19 protein-coding genes and 1 pseudogene are annotated in these 17,823 nt (G+C 61.9%); 13 read left to right on the top strand and 7 right to left on the bottom strand.

All coding sequences use genetic code 11. The features are described 5' to 3' along the window. The first annotated feature begins 57 nt into the window (after positions 1-57). The 5 genes from BLV45_RS14245 to BLV45_RS14225 all read left to right on the top strand — a co-directional run bounded on the left by BLV45_RS14245 (position 58) and on the right by BLV45_RS14225 (position 6,164). Entirely contained in the window at positions 58-1,113 is a 1,056-nt protein-coding gene (locus BLV45_RS14245) for an NAD(P)/FAD-dependent oxidoreductase (protein ID WP_090534047.1), read from the top strand. Positions 1,114-1,212: 99 nt separating this feature from the next. After that, entirely contained in the window at positions 1,213-1,650 is a 438-nt protein-coding gene (locus BLV45_RS14240; protein WP_090534045.1) for a MarR family winged helix-turn-helix transcriptional regulator, read from the top strand. Positions 1,651-1,689: 39 nt separating this feature from the next. Beyond that, complete coding sequence (locus tag BLV45_RS14235) at positions 1,690-3,219, top strand: efflux transporter outer membrane subunit (protein ID WP_090534043.1); 1,530 nt, start codon at positions 1,690-1,692, stop codon at positions 3,217-3,219. Positions 3,220-3,264: 45 nt separating this feature from the next. Continuing rightward, entirely contained in the window at positions 3,265-4,512 is a 1,248-nt protein-coding gene (locus BLV45_RS14230; RefSeq protein ID WP_090534041.1) for an HlyD family secretion protein, read from the top strand. An 89-nt stretch (positions 4,513-4,601) separates the two neighbouring features. Continuing rightward, entirely contained in the window at positions 4,602-6,164 is a 1,563-nt protein-coding gene (locus BLV45_RS14225) for a DHA2 family efflux MFS transporter permease subunit (protein WP_090534039.1), read from the top strand. A gap of 121 nt (positions 6,165-6,285) precedes the next feature. Here BLV45_RS14225 and BLV45_RS14220 read toward each other — a convergent pair whose 3' ends face one another. The 4 genes and pseudogenes from BLV45_RS14220 to BLV45_RS27085 form a co-directional block, all read right to left on the bottom strand. Then, positions 6,286-6,636 carry a hypothetical protein gene (locus BLV45_RS14220; protein ID WP_090534037.1) on the bottom strand — a complete coding sequence of 117 codons (351 nt, stop codon included), beginning with the start codon at positions 6,634-6,636 and terminating at the stop codon, positions 6,286-6,288. Positions 6,637-7,204: 568 nt separating this feature from the next. After that, positions 7,205-7,501, bottom strand: coding sequence for a hypothetical protein (locus BLV45_RS14215; RefSeq protein WP_090534035.1), 297 nt, complete (start codon positions 7,499-7,501; stop codon positions 7,205-7,207). A 246-nt stretch (positions 7,502-7,747) separates the two neighbouring features. Further along, positions 7,748-7,975: a hypothetical protein gene (locus BLV45_RS27090; RefSeq protein WP_143130428.1), complete on the bottom strand. Its 228-nt coding sequence runs from the start codon at positions 7,973-7,975 to the stop codon at positions 7,748-7,750. A 26-nt stretch (positions 7,976-8,001) separates the two neighbouring features. Next, positions 8,002-8,106: pseudogene (locus BLV45_RS27085) on the bottom strand (IS110 family transposase); the annotation flags it as partial. Between the two features lie 654 nt (positions 8,107-8,760). On the opposite strand from BLV45_RS27085, the gene BLV45_RS14205 reads away from it, so the two are divergent. From BLV45_RS14205 to BLV45_RS27545, 6 genes are all read left to right on the top strand, one after another. Then, entirely contained in the window at positions 8,761-9,906 is a 1,146-nt protein-coding gene (locus BLV45_RS14205; RefSeq protein ID WP_090534031.1) for a porin, read from the top strand. 115 nt (positions 9,907-10,021) lie between these two features. Further along, positions 10,022-11,017, top strand: a complete 996-nt coding sequence (locus BLV45_RS14200; RefSeq protein WP_090534029.1) for a YncE family protein — start codon at positions 10,022-10,024, stop codon at positions 11,015-11,017. A gap of 495 nt (positions 11,018-11,512) precedes the next feature. Further along, entirely contained in the window at positions 11,513-11,638 is a 126-nt protein-coding gene (locus tag BLV45_RS28085) for a hypothetical protein (RefSeq protein WP_281246313.1), read from the top strand. A 443-nt stretch (positions 11,639-12,081) separates the two neighbouring features. Next, positions 12,082-12,903, top strand: coding sequence for a MipA/OmpV family protein (locus BLV45_RS14195; RefSeq protein ID WP_245753305.1), 822 nt, complete (start codon positions 12,082-12,084; stop codon positions 12,901-12,903). Positions 12,904-13,089: 186 nt separating this feature from the next. Continuing rightward, positions 13,090-14,340, top strand: a complete 1,251-nt coding sequence (locus BLV45_RS14190; RefSeq protein ID WP_090534026.1) for an MFS transporter — start codon at positions 13,090-13,092, stop codon at positions 14,338-14,340. A gap of 129 nt (positions 14,341-14,469) precedes the next feature. Further along, positions 14,470-14,607 carry a hypothetical protein gene (locus BLV45_RS27545; RefSeq protein ID WP_176954165.1) on the top strand — a complete coding sequence of 46 codons (138 nt, stop codon included), beginning with the start codon at positions 14,470-14,472 and terminating at the stop codon, positions 14,605-14,607. Positions 14,608-14,774: 167 nt separating this feature from the next. On the opposite strand, the gene BLV45_RS14185 is transcribed toward BLV45_RS27545, so the two are convergent. The 3 genes from BLV45_RS14185 to BLV45_RS27900 all read right to left on the bottom strand — a co-directional run bounded on the left by BLV45_RS14185 (position 14,775) and on the right by BLV45_RS27900 (position 16,233). Beyond that, positions 14,775-15,128: a thioredoxin family protein gene (locus tag BLV45_RS14185; protein WP_090534024.1), complete on the bottom strand. Its 354-nt coding sequence runs from the start codon at positions 15,126-15,128 to the stop codon at positions 14,775-14,777. A 158-nt stretch (positions 15,129-15,286) separates the two neighbouring features. Next, entirely contained in the window at positions 15,287-16,036 is a 750-nt protein-coding gene (locus BLV45_RS14180; protein ID WP_090534022.1) for a HisA/HisF-related TIM barrel protein, read from the bottom strand. Beyond that, positions 16,033-16,233, bottom strand: coding sequence for a hypothetical protein (locus BLV45_RS27900; RefSeq protein ID WP_090534020.1), 201 nt, complete (start codon positions 16,231-16,233; stop codon positions 16,033-16,035). The genes BLV45_RS14180 and BLV45_RS27900 overlap by 4 nt, the downstream gene beginning before the upstream one ends. A gap of 216 nt (positions 16,234-16,449) precedes the next feature. On the opposite strand from BLV45_RS27900, the gene nthA reads away from it, so the two are divergent. Both nthA and nthB read left to right on the top strand, forming a co-directional pair. Continuing rightward, entirely contained in the window at positions 16,450-17,145 is a 696-nt protein-coding gene (nthA, locus tag BLV45_RS14170; protein ID WP_090534018.1) for a nitrile hydratase subunit alpha, read from the top strand. Continuing rightward, the gene (gene nthB / locus BLV45_RS14165; protein ID WP_090534016.1) at positions 17,142-17,822 is read left to right on the top strand and encodes a nitrile hydratase subunit beta; all 681 of its coding nucleotides are present in this window, start codon (positions 17,142-17,144) and stop codon (positions 17,820-17,822) included. Before nthA ends, nthB begins: the two co-directional genes overlap by 4 nt. Position 17,823: the final 1 nt, after the last annotated feature.

The following is a 17,823-nucleotide window of genomic DNA, read 5'->3' as shown; positions in this document are numbered from 1 at the left end:
TTCTGTATGTTGGGCCCATGGGTGCGCGATCCATGCGCCCGGCTACGGGAGTCCAGAATGAGTGTCGAAGTGAACGGCGTGGCGAGCGGCCCGCTGCGTACCGACGTGCTGATCGTCGGAGCGGGGCCGGTGGGCCTCTTTGCAGCGTTCGAAGCGGGTGTCGTCGGCCTGTCGTGCCATATCGTCGATGGGCTGCCGCGCGTCGGCGGCCAGTGCATCGAGCTGTATCCCGACAAGCCGATCTACGACATCCCGGCGATTCCTTCGTGTACCGCGCGCGAGCTGGTCGAGCGTCTGATGGAGCAGATCCGCCCGTTCGACGTGCCGGTTCATCTCGACGAGCGCGTCGAAACCATCGAGCAGCGCGAGGACCGGCGCTGGACCGTCACGACGCATCGTGGACGTGTCTTCGATGTTGCCGCGATCCTGCTCGCCGCCGGCAACGGCGCGTTCGTGCCGCAGCGCCTCGCGCTCGATGAAGTCGCGCCGCTCGAAGGACGCCACGTGCATTACAGCGTGCCGGATATCGCGAAGTTTGCCGGCCGCAGCGTGATCGTCGCCGGCGGCGGCGATTCGGCGCTCGACTGGGCGCTGGCGCTGCGCGGCGTCGCGCGGCGCGTCACGCTGGTTCACCGGCGCAACGGCTTCAGCGCTGCCGTAGCGAGCGTCGAGCAGATGAAGCGGGCCGTCGAGGCAGGCGAGATGGACTTCATGGTCGGCGCGATCGGTGCGCTGAACGCGCCGGGCGGCACGCTCGAATCGGTCGAGGTGAAGCAGATCGGCGGCACGGCGCAACTCGAGGCCGAACACGTCATCGCGCTGTACGGGCTCGTCGCCGATCTCGGGCCGATCGCGAACTGGGGCATCGAAGGCGTGGCGGGAAAGCTGACCGTCGACACGTCGAATTACGAAACGTCGCGCCCCGGCATCTTCGCCGTCGGCGACGTGGCGAACTACCCGAACAAGCAGAAGCTCATTCTGTCGGGTTTTCACGAGGCGTCGCTCGCGCTTCGCAAGGCCTACACGTACGCGTATCCGGACAAAAAGCGCGTCCACGTCCACTCGAGCTACGACACGAAACTCGCCGAAAAGGTCGCCGCGACCGCCACGTAGGAGAGAAACGCGGCACCGTCCGCCTCCGTTGTTACAATTTTACTTTGACAGTATCTGATTTTGCAGATACTGTTATTTCCAGTAACGGAGGTCACGACGATGGATCACTACACCAAAGAGGGCTTTACGCTGACGCAGAGCATCGGCTTCGCGATCAACAAGGCGCGTAACGTGCTGGTGAGCGAGATGGACGCCGCGTTGAAGGAACTCGACATCACGAGCCAGCAAATGGGCATTCTGCTGGCGATGAGGCGGGGCGTTGCCACCACGCCGTTCGAATTGTCGAAGCTGCTCGGCATCGACACCGGCCTGATGACGCGCATGCTGGACAAGCTGGAAGTAAAGGAGTTTCTGGAACGCTCGCGTAGTCTCGAAGACCGCCGTGTCGTCAATCTGACGCTCACGAAAAAAGGCGAGAGCACGGCTGCGCGGATTCCCGACATCGCGCCCGCCGTGCTGAACAACCGCCTGAAAGACTTCACGAAGGCCGAGTTCAAGGAAATGCAGCGTCTGCTGCTGAAATTCGTCGCCGACTGAGCGGCATTTTTTTCGTCCATATATCTGACGGGTCAGAAAATGAAACCACAGTTAAATCGCAACGCAGCCATGACGCGCGTCGCGAAGGCCGGCGTGAGCATGATCTTCGCCGCGGTGCTGTCGGCGTGCGCGAACTACGCGGGCATTCACAGTGACAAGGAAATGGCGCAGCCGCAAACCTTCGCGACAGGGCACAGCCTGCCGGCTGAAGCGGGACACTGGCCGTCAGCCGGTTGGGCCGACCAGTTCGGCGACGCGCAGCTAAAGGCGCTGATTGTCGAGGCGATGAAGGGCAGCCCGACGCTCGAACAGGCGCGTGCCCGCGTAGCGGCGGCTTCGGCTTACAGCGAAACCGCGAAGGCGAACACGCTGCCGCAGGTGGGCGCGACGTATTCGTACACGCGTCAGCAGTTTTCGGGCACGGCGCTCGTGCCGCCGCCGGTGGCCGGTTCGTGGCAATCGGAGAACAAGGGTTTGCTGAGCGCTTCGTACGATCTCGACCTGTGGGGCAAGAACCGTGAAGCGCTGAAAGCGTCGACCTCCGAAGTGCAGGCAAGCGTTGCCGATGCCGAAGTCGTGTGCCTCACGTTGAGCGCATCGATCGCGCGTTCGTACAACCAGCTCGCGCGCCTTTATGTGCTGCGCGACATCGCCCAGCAGGAGATCGATCAACGCACGCAGATCGACCGCATCACCGCGGGCCGGATCGCGACGGGCCTCGACACGGAAGTCGAACGCAAGACGGCGCAGGCGAACCTCGCGACGAGCCGCGCGGCACTGACCGCGATCGACGGCAACATCGTCACGACGCGCTATCAGATCGCCGCGCTGCTCGGCGCCGGTCCGGACCGTGGCCTCGCGATTGCCCGTCCGACGCCCGGCACCGGCGATGACGTGAAGCTGCCGGACAACCTGCCCGCCGATCTCGTGAGCCGTCGTCCGGACCTGACCGCCGCCCGCTGGCGCGTCGATGCAATCACGCACGAAGTGAAGTCCGCGAAGGCGGAGTTCTATCCGGACATCAATCTTTCCGCCGCAATTGGCCTCGATGCATTCGGCTTCGGCCGCTTCCTGACGGCGGCAAGCCGCACCGCGTCGGCGGGCCCGGCGATCCATCTGCCGGTCTTCGACGGCGGCCAGTTGCGCGCGCAGTTGAAGGGCCGCTACGCTGACTTCGACTACGCAGTCGCCACCTATAACCAGACGCTCGTCACCGCGCTGTCGGAGGTTGCGACGCAACTCGCCGAAGTCCGCTCGACCGATGCGCAGCTCGTCGACGCGCAGATCGCCGAGGACAACGCGCGCCGCGCCGACCAGCTCGCGCTCACGCAGTACCAGGCCGGTCTCACGAACCAGCTGACGGTGCTCAACGCCGACATGAACGCGCTCGCGGCCGGTCAGGCCGTCGCGAATCTGAAGATGAATCGCCGCGACCAGCAGATCGCACTCGCCGTCGCGCTGGGCGGCGGCTACACCGACACGTCGTCCGATGCGGCCACCAACGCTGGAAGTAACGCCGGCAGCACACATGCAGTCCAGGCCAGCAACCCCGTCGTCGCCGCGCAATAACCGCAGCCGCGCGACACGTTCACGAAACCAGTCAGGAGAATCACCATGAGCGACACGATCACAACCGGCCGGACGAGGGAGGAAGACCAGCCGAAACAGGCCGACGTGGAAAACCCGGGCAAGCGCAAGCTGATGCTCTCGCTGCTCGCCGCCACGATCGCGATATCGGGCGCGGGGTGGGGCGTGTACTACTACACGGTGGGACGCTTTCATGAATCGACGGACGACGCCTACGTGAGCGGCAACCTCGTGCAGCTCACGCCGCAGGTTGGCGGCACGGTCGTCGCGGTCAACGCCGACGACACGCAGATCGTGAAGCAGGGCGACCCGGTCGTCACGCTCGACAACGCCGACGCGAAAGTCGCGCTGGGCAACGCGGAGGCCGTGCTCGGCCAGACCGTGCGTCAGGTGAGCGGCCTTTACGTCAACAACGACTTCTACGCCGCGACGGTCGCGCAGCGCGCCGCCGATCTCGCCCGCGCCATCGACGACCTCAAGCGTCGCCAGGCGGTGGCCGGCACCGGCGCGGTATCCGGCGAAGACATTGCCCATGCGCGCGACGCCGTGAACTCGGCGCAGGCCGCGCTCGACGCCGCCCGCCAGCAGGCTGAAGCAAACCACGCGCTGACCGACCGCACGTCGATCGAACAGCATCCGAACGTGCAGGCCGCCGCCTCGAAGGTGCGCGACGCGTACCTCAACTACGCACGCAACACGCTGCCGGCGCCGGTCACGGGTTACGTCGCGCGCCGCTCGGTGCAGGTCGGCCAGCGCGTGGCGCCTGGCACGCCGCTGATGGCGATCGTGCCGCTGAACGGCGTGTGGGTCGACGCGAACTTCAAGGAAGTGCAACTGAAGCACATGCGCATCGGCCAGCCGGTGACGCTGACCGCCGACGCCTACGGTTCGAAGGTGAAGTATCACGGCCGCGTGGTGGGCTTCTCCGCCGGCACGGGCGCCGCGTTCGCCGTATTGCCCGCGCAGAACGCAACCGGCAACTGGATCAAGGTCGTGCAGCGTCTGCCGGCGCGGATCCAGCTCGATCAGGCCGAACTGACCGCGCATCCGCTTCGTATCGGCCTCTCGATGGACGTCGACGTCGATACCCACGACGAAACCGGCACGCAGCTCGGCGCGGCGCTGAACACGTCGTATCGCACGGACGTGTTCGCCGGATACGGTGCACAGGCCGACGCGGAAATCGCGAGGATCATCGCGCGGAACATGCCGGCAGGTCGTGCGGTTGCGGCCGCAACTGTCCCCTTGTCTGCGTCGAAGCGCAAGGCCGGTTAACCGCAGTGTCCGATTTTTTTATCCAAATATCTGACAAGTCAGAAGAAAGTGCGATCTTCTGACCGGCAGGCTCCCAGACTGGTGACGACATGAATCCCTCGACGAATTCCGCGGCACTTCCACCGCTGACCGGTGGCAAGCTCGTGCTTGCGACACTTGCCGTGGCGCTGGCCACTTTCATGAACGTGCTGGATTCATCGATCGCGAACGTGGCGATTCCGACGATCTCCGGCAACCTCGGCGTTTCCGTCGATGAAGGCACGTGGGTCATCACGCTCTTCGCCGCCGCGAACGCGATTGCGATTCCGCTGACCGGGTGGCTCACGCAGCGCGTCGGGCAGATCAGGCTGTTCGTGTGGGCGATCCTGCTTTTCGTGATGTCGTCGTGGCTGTGCGGCATCGCGCCGACGCTGCCGGTCCTGCTCGGCGCGCGGATCCTGCAGGGCGCCGTGGCGGGTCCGCTGATTCCGCTGTCGCAGGCGATCCTGCTCGGCTCGTATCCGAAGGAAAAGAGCTCGCACGCGCTCGCGCTGTGGGCGATGACGGCAACCGTCGGCCCGATCGCAGGCCCCGCGCTCGGCGGCTGGATCACGGACAGCTACTCGTGGTCATGGATTTTCTACATCAACATTCCGGTGGGCATTTTCGCGGCCGGCGTGACGTGGTTCATCTACCGCACCCGCGAAACGCCGACGCGCAAGCTGCCCATCGACAAGGTCGGACTGCTGTCGCTGATCGCATGGGTCGGCTCGCTGCAGATCATGCTCGACAAGGGCAAGGATCTCGACTGGTTCCATTCGCCGGTGATCGTCGCGCTGACGGTGTTTGCCGTCATCAGCTTCGCGTTCTTCGTGATCTGGGAGCTGACGGAGAAGAATCCGATCGTCGATATCAAGCTCTTCAAGGGGCGCAACTTCCTCGGCGGCACGGTGGCGATTTCGGTGGCGTATGCGGTGTTTTTCTCGAACCTCGTGATCCTGCCGCAATGGATGCAGGGTTATCTGAACTATCGCTCGGTCGACGCAGGTCTCGTGACGGCACCGCTTGGCATCTTCGCGGTGATCCTCGCGCCGGTGATGGCGAAGATCATGCCGAAATCCGATGCGCGGGTACTGGCCACGCTAGCGTTTCTCGGCTTCGCCGTGGTGTTCTTCATGCGCTCGCATTACACGACCGGCGTCGATACGTTCACGCTCGTGCTGCCGACGTTGTTGCAGGGCATTCCGACGGCGCTCTTCTTCGTGCCGCTCACCGCGATCATCCTGTCCGGTCTGCCGCCGGACAGGATTCCGGCCGCTGCGGGCCTGTCGAACTTCGTCCGCGTGTTCGCGGGTGCCGTGGGCACTTCGCTGGTGACGACGGGCTGGAACAACCGCACGATCCTGCATCACGCCCAACTGGTTGAACAGACCAGCGTGAACAACCCGAACTTCACGGGCTCGATCGATTCGCTGCAAGGCGTGCTGGGCGGCAGCAGCGCGCAGGCGATGGCGTTCTTCGAGCGCTCGCTGAACGCGCAGGCCGCGATGCTGGGGCTGAACGATATCTTCTGGCTTTCCGCGGTGATCTTTATCGTCATCGTGCCGCTCATCTGGGTGACGAAGCCCGGCAAGGCCGGCGGTGCGGCAGCGGCGGGAGCGGGCGGCCATTGAAGCAATGCGGCGTCACCGGATGCTGAAAAGCCACCGGCCTCTACGCGAGGCCGGTGGATTTCTGTTCTTCCGGGCCCGCGCATGAAGCCCTTTTTACATCACGCGTTCAGTTCAGTTCAGTTCAGTGAAGCGCCGCAGGCTGGCCGACCCGCGAAGGCGGGTTGTTCAGCGCGAGGAGGAACGTGCTGAAGTTATGCGACCACGGGTTGTAGCCGGCCAGGTCCTGCGTCAACGTTTGCAGCAGTTCGGGCGCGACGTCCCGGTCGAATTCTTCCTGCCGCGCGCGCTTGATGCGGACAACCAGTTCTTCATCGACGATGACCACGAGGTCGCGTGGATAACCGACAGGACGAGTCCGGTTCGCCGGACGGGCGTGACGGATACAGAATTCGCGTTCCGCGAGGCGCGTGATGGAGCTTTGGGGAACGAGCGTCGAGAGGAGGCCGCACATGCGAGTGGCGAAGTCATCCATTTATATGATCCTTTAGTCCGGTAGACGGGTTCGAGAAAATCGCCGAATCAGTCGCGAAAACCTGGCGCCGGATGCGTGAACGAGGCTTCCCGCGCATCGGGCGTCAAGTCAGACCTTATTGCTTCGGTCCGTTAGATCAAGCAGGATTCGCGCCACCTTGAAGTCACACACGCGAAGGGCGCCCCTGTGCCTTGACTGGCCTTGTTTTAAAGGGATTGATCTGCTTCGAGCAGGCAGGGCGGGACGCGCGGATCGTGCAAATATTTCTCGATGCGAGAGCAGGTTTTACGTTGTGTTACGCATCTTGCACGTGGATTTCTGGGGAAGGCGCGCACAGGCCGCAAACAATGGCGTCAACGTCACGACATCAAAATGTCAATGCGCGATCTCCGGCCGTGCGGATCGCCCAAAGCCTTGTCAGGCAAGAGACCGCCGCTCGTGAATTAAAGATGTCACCTCGGCGGAGGATTCCCCGGCTCGCCCTCGCGGTTGATGTCCGGCGCAAAGGGCAGATCCGGGCGCAGAGTCAACGGGCATGTCATTCTCTGCGCCCCCTGGTGGGCGTCATCTACGAGCACAGTACGTGGGGAGCCGTGCCCGGATCCGGATAATGGGCCTGGCTACGGAACACCTGGCGCAACCTGGCCGTCGCGCCGATTTCCGCTTCGTTTCGCTCGTGAATGGTAAGCCCCGCGTTGCGGGAAAGGCCGGTGGGCAACGGCTGGTTGACCGCGCACACGACATGCTTGCCGTCGTGCAGCTGGACCTCCGTGGTGTAACTGGTGCGTGACGTTGCGAAAGCGGTGGAGACCGAGCAAACGGTGAGAAGAATAAGGGACGCCAGTTTTCGTTGAACCTGTTGCATGATGAACACTCCTGAAGTCAGCGATGAAATCGCAGTACGTCCATTCTTCTCCAATCAAGCTTAAGCGCCGCTTATTAGTCAGTCTATTTTGCGCATCACTGATTTGCAAAGGGGCGTTTGCGTTCTGACGGTCAGATCGATTGCATCCTTATATCCGGCCCGTTCAGGGGGCATGCCCCTGGCGTTGATGGAATGCGCGGATAGGGTCCTCATCTGAATATCGGGCTTGAATGCCCGGCCGGACTATCAGGAGCGCCGCGAACAATTCGATACGCTCATCCCCGTTGCGGCAACCGGCGAGCGATACGCGCGGTTACCTGCGAGCAACGCCCATGCGATGCGTACATTCCGGTTGACTTGCGCCATGGCCGCCTGGTCTCGATGCTTGCGGACCGGCAGATGCTCCCAGGGATCGGTGGCAAGGCGCTGGCTGGCCTCGCTGTGCGGGTGCCATGGGCGGATCTGCGCTTCCATCACATCGGTCTTGCGGTCGATCTCCCTGACATCAGCTTCACCGTAAGTCCCATCGCAGCCAGCCTGCGTACACAGCAATGTGCGCTGCCACAGGCCTCCATGCCGACCAGACAGGACGGCAGGCCGGTGAAGAACGGCGCCATCCGCATCCGGGCGGTTCATGGTGTTCAGTCTGAAATCCACAACAGTTGACAATAATCCACAAAACTACACGCACCTGCAGCAATTACTAACGCATTATTTTTTATTACAAATCAAATATAAAATTTTCCTTTCCGCATCGCATTCATGAAATAAGGAAATGAGTGGCATCAGGGTCTTTTCGTCCGGACATGAATCTGGCAAGGACCCGGGCATCGTCGACCAGGCCATTGCAAATTCACGTCTCCACGCAACATTACATTTCGCATTTGTCCGACCTTTTTCTTTCTTTCGATCTGCCTTCCACCATACAAATATTCTTTGGTTACCATAAATTTGTTTAACTATCCATATCAAAAAATTTGATCGACTCTGCTGTCGCGGCAAGAGAAATCGAAAGAGCTGAAAAACAGGTAATCCATTCAGGAGAAGGGCCGTCGGAGACCGGCGTGCAAGGTCTCGTCCCGACATTTATGGAGTGGAAAATATATACATGTTTTAAATAATGTTGCTCGTAAAAGGACGGGTAACGGGTAATTTATTCAGAATTTATATTCCAGTTCATGGCTGCCTCACGAGAAAAACCTGCGTATCCATAAAGCAGAAAACAGACAGCCATTATTCTAAATATGACAGGAAGAGACATGAAAAGCAGTAATTACGGCATGCTTGCCATTACCGTTATTGCAGCATCTTCGAATGCCATGGCGCAGAGCAGCGTCACGCTGTATGGAACGATCGATGAGGCTGTGGCGTATTTCAACAATACCGGTCAAGGTTCTGTGTTTGAACTGCAAGGAGCGGATCTGGCTTCCAACAAATGGGGGCTGAAGGGCGAAGAGGATCTGGGCGGAGGCCTTAAAACGGTTTTCGACCTCGAAAACGGTTTCGACATCAACACAGGGGCCATGAGTCAGGGCGGCCGGGAGTTCGGCAAACAGGCCTATGTCGGTTTGTCGAGCGACAAGCTGGGCACCCTGACGTTCGGCCGGCAATATGATCCAACGGTCGATCTGGTTCAGGGAATCACGGCAGACGGGTATGGCCCTGCGTTTACGACGCCCGGCGATGCCGACAACAACGACAACTCCATTCGCGTAAGCAACGCGATCAAGTACACAAGCCCGACCTATGCTGGCTTTCAATATGAGTTGCTCTATGCACTCGGCGGTGTCGCGGGTAACACGAGTTCCGGCCAGACCTACTCGGCGGCCGCCCTGTATACGAACGGGGGGCTAAGCCTCGCCGCGGGTTACCTGTTTGCCAAAAACGACGGGGCCGGCGGGAGCGGCACGGCTGATCAGATTCAGAACAATTCGGTGACTCCGCTTGACGACGCGGTAGCGCTCGTCGGTTCACGGCAGATAGCCCAGGTGGCGGCGCAGTACGTAATCGCTGCGTTTACTGTCAACGCGCGCTATAGCAATGCCCAATACAAGCCGTACATCAGCTTTGGCGCATTTGACCGCACGGAGCACTTCAACATCGGCGCAGCATCGCTAGGCTATCAGGCCACACCCGCTGAACTGCTGGCGATTGGTTATACCTACACGAAGTCGAGTGGCGCGTCATCCGCCACATACCATTCCGTCGCGGCCAGCTCTCAATACAGTCTTTCCAAACGCACCACCCTGTATGCCACTGCGGGCTATACGCACGCCAGCGGTACGACCTTTAGCAGCGACGGCACGCAAATCGTACCCGCTGGGGGCGCGGTGGGCGATCTCACCTCGTCGTCACGCACGCCGAGTCAGGTCGCGGTCATGATCGGCCTGGTTCACAAGTTCTGACGTTCACGTCGACGTTCTCTTTGTAGTGTCCAGCCGTACCGGATCGCTGCCGGAAGGTCGCGATTCGCCATATCAAGGTAGTCCGTGAAAATTATATTAATTGACTGGAGACATCATGTCGTCGTTCTTTAAATTTCAGGCTCTCGCCGTCGGCGTTGCCGCAGCCGCTCTCTTTTCCGTGACGGCCAGCGCACAGACTTCTCAATACCAGCTGGTCAAAACGATCGACTTGCCGGGTGCAACCGGTGGTCATGGCGATTGGGTCACCTATGATCCGGAGACCGAAACGGTCTGGCTTTCGCAGTCTCCCGATCACAATGTCGTGGTCATCGACGCGAAGGCACTTGCCGTCAAGGACACCATAACCGGTGTGGATTCCGGCAATGGCATCGCGCTCGACGGACGCTTTGCTTTCATCACCGACGCAACGTCCGGCAAACTGATGGTCGTGGACAAGCGAACGCGCAAGAAAGTGGCCAGTGTCGACAGTGGCGGCAAAACGCCGGACGGCGTCAACGTCGATGAACGCACCGGCAGGATTTTTGTTGCAAACGACGACAGCAATAACGAAGCGGTCTTCGAGAACAAGTCGCCGTTCAAGATGCTGAACGTATTCAAGCTCAAGCCTGAAGACTCGAAAGCCGGTCCCGATGTCGCACTGTATGTTCGTTCCGAGGATCGCCTGTACCAGCCGGTCGGAGGGAACATCGACGTCATCGATCCGAACACGAACAAAATCGTTGCTGTCTGGGACTTCGGCGTCAAGGGCGAAGCCAAGGGAGGCGTATACGACAGCAAGACTCATCATGTGATTTTCGGCACGAACGACAAGAAAATGCTGGTTGTGGATCCGGCCAGCGGCAAACTGGTCGCCACCATTCCGGTTGCCGGTTCCGTCGACCAGACGGCGATCGATACGGAAAGACGTCGGGCTTTCATCGGAGACAAGACGGGCAACATCGAGGTCATCGATCTCGATACCAATCAGGTGGTCGATCACATCGCCACCGAGAAGAACGTGCATACGCTTGCCGTCGACACGAAGACCCACCGGATCTTTGTCTATCTGAACGCAAGCAACAAGGTAGGCGTGTTCGAGCGCCGGTCCTAAACTGGCAGGCCCGGCGTAAGGAGGACATCGCCGGCAACATCCGCCTGAAAGGGGAACAGGTACTGTTCCCCGCTTCACACGCTGGCGGACTTCGATCCGTGGTAGCGCGGCTGGGTGCCGGAGCCGCGTGCTGGCGCGCAGTGCGCGTGGAAATGCGCCCCCGATTGTTCAGCGGTCTCTTGAGATCATCGCTTCGCGCCCGGCAATCCCGCCCTGGCGAACGCACCTTCTAAAAAATCATTCCGCTGTGTCAACTGCGCGATTGTCGCGTGCAATGCCTTGAGGTCAACCGGCAGCTCGCTTGGCGACTGCCCCCGCCGCTGAGCTGGACACGTCAGCCGAGCGCTCCTGCAATTGCCGATTTCATTCTGTGATCTGGTTCGGGTAGACATCGAAGTGCCACGCCAATCCGGCCAGCGTCTGTTCGCTCTTCACTCCGCGAGTGCCACTTCCGCTTGCGCTTGAACGCCGCTGAGTGCATCCGTTTCGTTCTCTTTGCCATCTTCGGTTTCCCTTGCCGGCTATTATTGCTGGCTCAAGCTCAAGCTCAAGCTCAAGCTCAAGCTCAAGCTCAAGCTCAAGCCGTATCGGCGCTGCCCGGCTTCGGGTACATCTGCCTGAACGGTAGCGGCAGCGCCGCCAGCAGTCACGAATCGTGCGCGCGTGTGCGGTGTGCCGCGCGCGTCGACCGCATGGCACCGGAATGTGCTCTGCGATGGGCGGGAACGGGATTTGCATCGTGGCGAGTACCACGATGCATGCGCGATCTGGAACGAAGCCCCGGACTGATCGCTGCAACCGGGCAGGATGGGGCCGCGCGAATCACCGCTTCGGCCTGTCGACGGCTTGAAGAACGCGCTCGCGGGTGGCGAGAAAGTCACGGTAACGGGAAAAATGGAAAAGATAGCAGCGGGTGATGCAGCAGCAGCTTGAAAACAGTTGCTCTCGCACCGATCCGGAAAGAACAACGCAGATTTCCCCCGGGAACGGGGACCGGAGGCTTCATGTTGAACGGCAGCGCGTTACGTGATGACCGGATGTGCCACTCACTGAAACTGGCAGCGATGCTGTCGACGGTGATCTCGACCATGATGCCCATCGCCGCGCGGGCACAGACACCATCGCCGCTTGCCGAATGGCAATACTCGGTGGGGCTCCCTCTGGAGAAACTCTATAACGCACCGATTCCCGACTGGCAGGCGCGCCTCGGCCTCGGCGTGACGGTGCGCCCGCGCTACGACGGCGCCGCGAATTATCACGCGATAGTCGGACCGATTATCGACCTGCGCTACCGTGACCTGTTCTTCCTCTCCACCGGCGAAGGACTCGGCGTGAACCTCGTGCGCACCACGCACTGGCGAGCGGGTCTCGCGTTGACCTACGACCTGGGCCGCCGCGCGGAAGACAACTCAGGTCATCTCGACGGCATGGGCAACATCAATCCCGCGCCCGAGGCCAAGCTCTTCGCGGAATACGCCGTGTCGAAAGATTTTCCGCTGGTGATTCGCGCGGATATCCGGCGCAGTCTCGGCGGTTCAGACGGCTGGATCGGCGACCTCGGCGCCTATATGCCGTTGCCCGGCAGTTCGGAGAAATTTTTCTGGTTCGCGGGGCCGAACCTGGTCTTCGCCGATTCGCGCTATATGCAGACGTGGTATGGCGTCAGCAGCCTGCAGTCGGCGCGTTCCGGCTATCCGCAATACGATGTGAGCGCGGGGCTCAAATCGGTGGGCTTTGGTGTGAGCGCGATCTGGTTTTTCCAGAAGCACTGGTTCGTAACGGGCGACGCCGGCCTGCAGCAACTGGTCGGCGACGCGGCACACAGCCCGATAACGCGCAAGGCCACCAACGCCGTGTTCGATTTCTCGTTCAACTACCAGTTTTGAGTGCCGCCGCGCGTGATCGCTGCATTCCGCGATCACGCTGCCACGTTGCCCGGCTTTGCCAGGCGTCCTCGCGATTCGCCGATTTGCACTACACTCTCCGACTTTTGACGGGCGAGCTGACGCGCGCCCGCACGGGTTTTCGTCCTGATTTCCCGTGTCGACCACGATCTTCGAGCCGACCGCCTCATGACACCCGAGCCCCCCGTCGAAACACAAATCAGTCTGGCACGTCATGCCAGTTTTCAGCGGTTCTGGGGGGCGCGGGTCCTGTCGTCGATCTCGTTCCAGATGCTTGCAGTCGCGATCGGCTGGCACATCTACGCGATCACACACAGCGCGTTTGCGCTCGGGCTCGTCGGGCTCGCGCAGTTTCTGCCGATGTTCGCGCTCACGCTCGTGGTCGGCCACGTTGCCGACCGCTACGACCGGCGACGCATCGCGGCCGTCTGCCAGGCGCTCGAAGCGCTCGCTGCAGCCGTGTTCCTGGCCGGCACGCTCGGCGGCTGGCTGTCGGCGCCGGTGATCTACGTGCTGGCGGCGCTCGTCGGCGCGATGCGGGCGTTCGAGTCGCCTTCGATTTCCTCGCTGCTGCCTTCCGTCGTGCCGCGCTCCGAGTTGCCGCGCGCGACGGCGTGGTCCACCTCGGCGGGGCAGGCTGCCCAGATTCTCGGGCCCGCGGCCGGCGGCCTGCTGTACGGCCTCGGCCCGAGTGCGGTGTATCTGGCCAGCGCCGTCGCGTTCATCGCCGCCGCGACGCTCGTCTGGTCGATCCCGCTGCGGACGAAGCCGGCCGCCCGCGCGCCGGTCACGCTCGAATCGGTGTTCTCGGGTATCGCGTTCATCCGGCGTCAGCCGGTGATTCTCGGCGCGCTGTCACTGGACCTGTTCGCGGTGCTGTTCGGCGGCGCGACGGCACTCCTGCCGATCTTCGCGCGCGACGTCCTGCAGACCGGCCCGCTAGGCTTGGGCCTGCTGCGCTCGGCGCCGGCAGTGGGCGCGCTCGCCGGCACGATCTGGCTCGCGCATTTTCCGCTGCGCAACCGTCCGGGTGTCGCGATGTTCGGCGGCGTGATCGCGTTCGGCGTGGCGACGATCGTCTTCGGGCTGTCGCACTCGTTCGTGCTTTCGCTAGTGTCGCTGGCGGTGCTGGGAGCATCGGATGTGATCAGCGTGGTGGTGCGGCTCTCGCTCGTGCAGCTGCGCACGCCCGATGAGATGCTGGGTCGCGTCAGTGCGGTCAACGCGCTCTTTATCGGCACGTCGAACCAGCTTGGCGAGTTTGAATCCGGCGTGACGGCGGGCTGGTGGGGCGCGGTGCCGGCCGTTCTGGTGGGCGGGGTGGCGACGATTGCCGTCGCGCTGCTCTGGATACGGCTGTTCCCGGCGCTGGCGCAGACGGAAACGCTGGAGGAGCCGAAGGGCGTGCGCACCGCGTGAGCGGGCTCGATTCGCAGAACCGGGCCACATCAGGTGACTGATTCTTATTGTTTTGTTGCGCTGCGACATCAGAGGGTTATAATAAGGGTTATTACCTAGGTATTTACACTTTAATTATCGGAGCCCGCCATGAGCAACGCTACTATCGCCGCCACCACCGCCAATACCAGCTGGTTTGCACGCCTGCGCGCGCTGGCCGTCGAAGCGCTGAACCTGCACCTGCAAACGTGCGCGATCATCGCTGAATCGCATCGCCGTCCTCTGTGAGAGCGGGCTGGCAGAAGCGCGGTGTGTGTTCCGCGCTTTCTGTCTGGTCTTCTTTCGATCTGTTTTTCAGCTGTTCAACTGCATTTCCCGCCTTGCCATCGCGCTACGTTTCGCAGCGTGATCCGGTCACTTCTGTTCAAGCCGTGACGACGGTTGCTTATCGTCGATCAGGCCGTTCTTTCGTTTTTTCCCGTTTCATCGAACAGTGTCGATAAACCTTCGCTGACCGCGGCGACGTTTTGCGGCCGCACGACACGCGCCACTTCGACGCCATCACGCAGAAAAACCAGCGTCGGCCAGAGCTTGACCCTGAATGAGCGGCCGAGTGCTCGCCCGGGTCCGTCCTCGATCTTCAGATGGTGCACACCAACGTGCTGTTCCAGCGCCTGCCCGATCGACGACTGCGCGCCCAGGCAGTAGCCGCACCAGTCGGTTCCGAACTCAAGGACGGCTGCGCCGCTCAATGCGTCGACTTCAGCGCGGGTGGGGGCGTTCGATGAGTAAGCGGTGGGTTTTGCCATTGTTGCTCCGGGATGATTGGGTTTCGCGTCAGGTTCAATCTAACGCAAATCTGCGCGCGCTTCAGGCGGCGAGAAAACCGGTTGCATGGCGAGGCTCATTACGTGGCGACTTCGAGTCATGCACGGCGCGCGGGCATATCTTCATCCATCAACGTGGTTTAGCGTCGGGCAGCGGGAATCCTGCGATCGTGAAGCGCGGACGCGATCAACCATGCATGCGCGCCCGCGGCTTCGGCGGCGCGCAGATCGTCGGCGTTGCGAATGCCGCCCGCGCCGATAATCTGCCGCTCGCCCGCACGACGCCGCACATCGGCGATCGCAGCGAGGTCGGGGCCCTCGAACGAACCCACGCGCTCCAGCGACATCACGATCACGCGCGACGGCCACCCCGATGCGTCGTGCCAATGCGCCGGGTCGCCCAGCGGCGTGTCATGCCGACGATCCAGCGAGAGAATCGCGTCGTGCGGGATCGCGTTCCCCGCGGCGCTTGCAGGCGCATTAACGTCCGCGACAAGGGCCGTCTGCATCGATGATCCATCTTTTGGGCCGCGCAGCGATTCACTGCCGAAAACCGGCGTTACGTTCGCTCCTGTCGCTCGAAGCGGTGCGATCAACGCGTTCGCGGCGTCGCGATCCGTAAAACCCGCGTCGAGCCACAGTTCGATGCGTGGCATCGCGCGCATGAGTCGCATCAACGCATGCTGTTGCGGCGCGCCGTGCATGATGCCGTCGAGATCCGCCACGTAAATCACCGATGAATGCGCATGGTCGAGCACGGCGCGTGCGACGTCGACCGGATCGCTGCCTTCGCAAAGCTGTGAGCTGACCGGACGATAACGGCTGCGTTCGCCGCGCACCGCATGCACGGCCGCACCGTCGAGCAGATCGAGTACAGGAATGATCTTCATCGTGTACGCGGCCGGTCGCGGTCCTGCCGCAACGTTTTTTCGACCAGACCGCTGAACCATCGATGCCCCGCATCGTTGTGATGGCGCGCGTGCCAGAACTGCCGCACCGCGAGGTCCGGCAGCGGGAATTCATCGACGCTCCGCCTGGCGTCGCGCGCCTGCTGGGTACAAAGAAAGCTCAGGTCGGGTGGCTGCATTCATGCACCAGGTTGATTGTGGGTATGAAAGTCATCGTATGGATTTATACGCGTCCAGCGGCTCACCGCGCAACCACCGTTGAAAAAAGCAGTGGCGGGTCGCGACGTAATCATCGTGTGCAATGACCTGACTGGATTGTTCCTCGCTGACGGTTTGCATTTGCGTCGTGGGCCTACCATACTGGTTTTCTCCAACGATCTTTCGGGCGACGTTCGATGAATCAGGATGAAAACCACGCAGGCGAAGCGGATCGCCACGGGCATTCCCATGCCGATGCCGGCGATCACGACCATCCGCACGACCATGAAGGCAGCGCGTTGCCCGAAATGGACCTGCGCGTGCGGGCGCTGGAATCGCTGCTGGTCGAAAAAGGCTATATCGATCCGGCAGCGCTCGATGTCTTCATCGAAACGTACGAACACGCCGTCGGGCCGCGCAACGGCGCGCGCGTGGTCGCGAAGGCGTGGTCTGATCCGTCATACCGTCAATGGCTGCTCGCGGATGCCACGGCCGCGATTGCATCGCTGGGCTACACCGGCCGGCAGGGTGAGCACATGGTCGCGCTGGAAAATACGCCGACCGTTCACAACATGGTGGTCTGCACGTTGTGCTCGTGTTACCCGTGGACGGTACTCGGTTTGCCGCCCGTCTGGTACAAGTCGGCGCCGTACCGGTCGCGCGCGGTGATCGACCCGCGCGGCGTTCTCAAGGAGTTCGGCTTCGAGCTGCCAGCCGAAGTCGAATTTCGCGTCTGGGATTCGACCGCCGAGGTCCGCTATCTGGTGTTGCCCGTGCGCCCCGCTGGAACAGACGCTTTGAGCGAGGACGAACTCGCTGGACTCGTCACGCGCGATTCGATGATCGGCACCGGATTGCCGCTTGCATACACATCACAACCGGGGGCGACATGAACGGCGCACAGGATCTTGGCGGCATGCAGGCGTTTGGCCCGGTGCAACCTGAAGCCGAAGGCGAACCGCTTTTTCACGCCGGGTGGGAACGCCGGGTGCTCGCAATCACGCTCGCGATGGGCGCGACCGGCAAGTGGAACATCGACACCTCGCGTGCCGCGCGCGAAAGCCTGCCGCCCGCGCAATACCTCGCGAGCAGCTACTACGAGATCTGGTTCGAAGGGCTCAAAAAGCTGCTGCACAGTAGCGGTCTTGCGAGCATGGCAGAACTCGAATCAGGTCAACTTCAGGTCCCCGCGGCACCGGTTCCGCGCGTGTTGATGGCGGACCAGGTCAAGGCGGCGCTGCTGCGTGGCAGTCCGGTCAACAGGCCGGTAACGCGCGACGCGCGCTTTCAGGCCGGCGATACAGTGCGTACCCGTCAGCTGAATCCGTCGACACATACGCGGCTGCCGCGCTATTGCCGCGACAAACGCGGCACGATCGTTGCGCTGCGCGGCATGCACGTGTTTCCCGATACGAACGCGCGCGGCCAGGGTGAAAATCCCGAATGGCTCTATACCGTGCGCTTTGACGCCGCTGAACTGTGGGGAGCGGATACGACGGCTTCGTCCGTATGCGTCGACTGCTGGGAGCCTTATCTCGACGCCGACGTCGACACCACACGGGCAACCTGAC

It is taken from the genome of Paraburkholderia sartisoli, assembly GCF_900107685.1.
GTDB classification, from domain to species: Bacteria; Pseudomonadota; Gammaproteobacteria; order Burkholderiales; family Burkholderiaceae; genus Paraburkholderia; species Paraburkholderia sartisoli.
The sequence above is the reverse complement of the archived record's forward strand: the minus strand, read 5'-3'. Positions and strand labels throughout refer to the sequence as shown.

Excerpts from the sequence above, each read along its gene's own strand:
- BLV45_RS14245 (WP_090534047.1), top strand. The coding sequence starts at position 58 with ATGAGTGTCGAAGTGAACGGCGTGGCGAGCGGCCCGCTGCGTACCGAC.
- BLV45_RS14240 (WP_090534045.1), top strand. The coding sequence starts at position 1,213 with ATGGATCACTACACCAAAGAGGGCTTTACGCTGACGCAGAGCATCGGC.
- BLV45_RS14235 (WP_090534043.1), top strand. The coding sequence starts at position 1,690 with ATGAAACCACAGTTAAATCGCAACGCAGCCATGACGCGCGTCGCGAAG.
- BLV45_RS14230 (WP_090534041.1), top strand. The coding sequence starts at position 3,265 with ATGAGCGACACGATCACAACCGGCCGGACGAGGGAGGAAGACCAGCCG.
- BLV45_RS14225 (WP_090534039.1), top strand. The coding sequence starts at position 4,602 with ATGAATCCCTCGACGAATTCCGCGGCACTTCCACCGCTGACCGGTGGC.
- BLV45_RS14220 (WP_090534037.1), bottom strand. The coding sequence starts at position 6,636 with ATGGATGACTTCGCCACTCGCATGTGCGGCCTCCTCTCGACGCTCGTT.
- BLV45_RS14215 (WP_090534035.1), bottom strand. The coding sequence starts at position 7,501 with ATGCAACAGGTTCAACGAAAACTGGCGTCCCTTATTCTTCTCACCGTT.
- BLV45_RS27090 (WP_143130428.1), bottom strand. The coding sequence starts at position 7,975 with ATGGAAGCGCAGATCCGCCCATGGCACCCGCACAGCGAGGCCAGCCAG.
- BLV45_RS14205 (WP_090534031.1), top strand. The coding sequence starts at position 8,761 with ATGAAAAGCAGTAATTACGGCATGCTTGCCATTACCGTTATTGCAGCA.
- BLV45_RS14200 (WP_090534029.1), top strand. The coding sequence starts at position 10,022 with ATGTCGTCGTTCTTTAAATTTCAGGCTCTCGCCGTCGGCGTTGCCGCA.
- BLV45_RS14195 (WP_245753305.1), top strand. The coding sequence starts at position 12,082 with ATGCTGTCGACGGTGATCTCGACCATGATGCCCATCGCCGCGCGGGCA.
- BLV45_RS14190 (WP_090534026.1), top strand. The coding sequence starts at position 13,090 with ATGACACCCGAGCCCCCCGTCGAAACACAAATCAGTCTGGCACGTCAT.
- BLV45_RS27545 (WP_176954165.1), top strand. The coding sequence starts at position 14,470 with ATGAGCAACGCTACTATCGCCGCCACCACCGCCAATACCAGCTGGTTT.
- BLV45_RS14185 (WP_090534024.1), bottom strand. The coding sequence starts at position 15,128 with ATGGCAAAACCCACCGCTTACTCATCGAACGCCCCCACCCGCGCTGAA.
- BLV45_RS14180 (WP_090534022.1), bottom strand. The coding sequence starts at position 16,036 with ATGAAGATCATTCCTGTACTCGATCTGCTCGACGGTGCGGCCGTGCAT.
- BLV45_RS27900 (WP_090534020.1), bottom strand. The coding sequence starts at position 16,233 with ATGCAGCCACCCGACCTGAGCTTTCTTTGTACCCAGCAGGCGCGCGAC.
- nthA (WP_090534018.1), top strand. The coding sequence starts at position 16,450 with ATGAATCAGGATGAAAACCACGCAGGCGAAGCGGATCGCCACGGGCAT.
- nthB (WP_090534016.1), top strand. The coding sequence starts at position 17,142 with ATGAACGGCGCACAGGATCTTGGCGGCATGCAGGCGTTTGGCCCGGTG.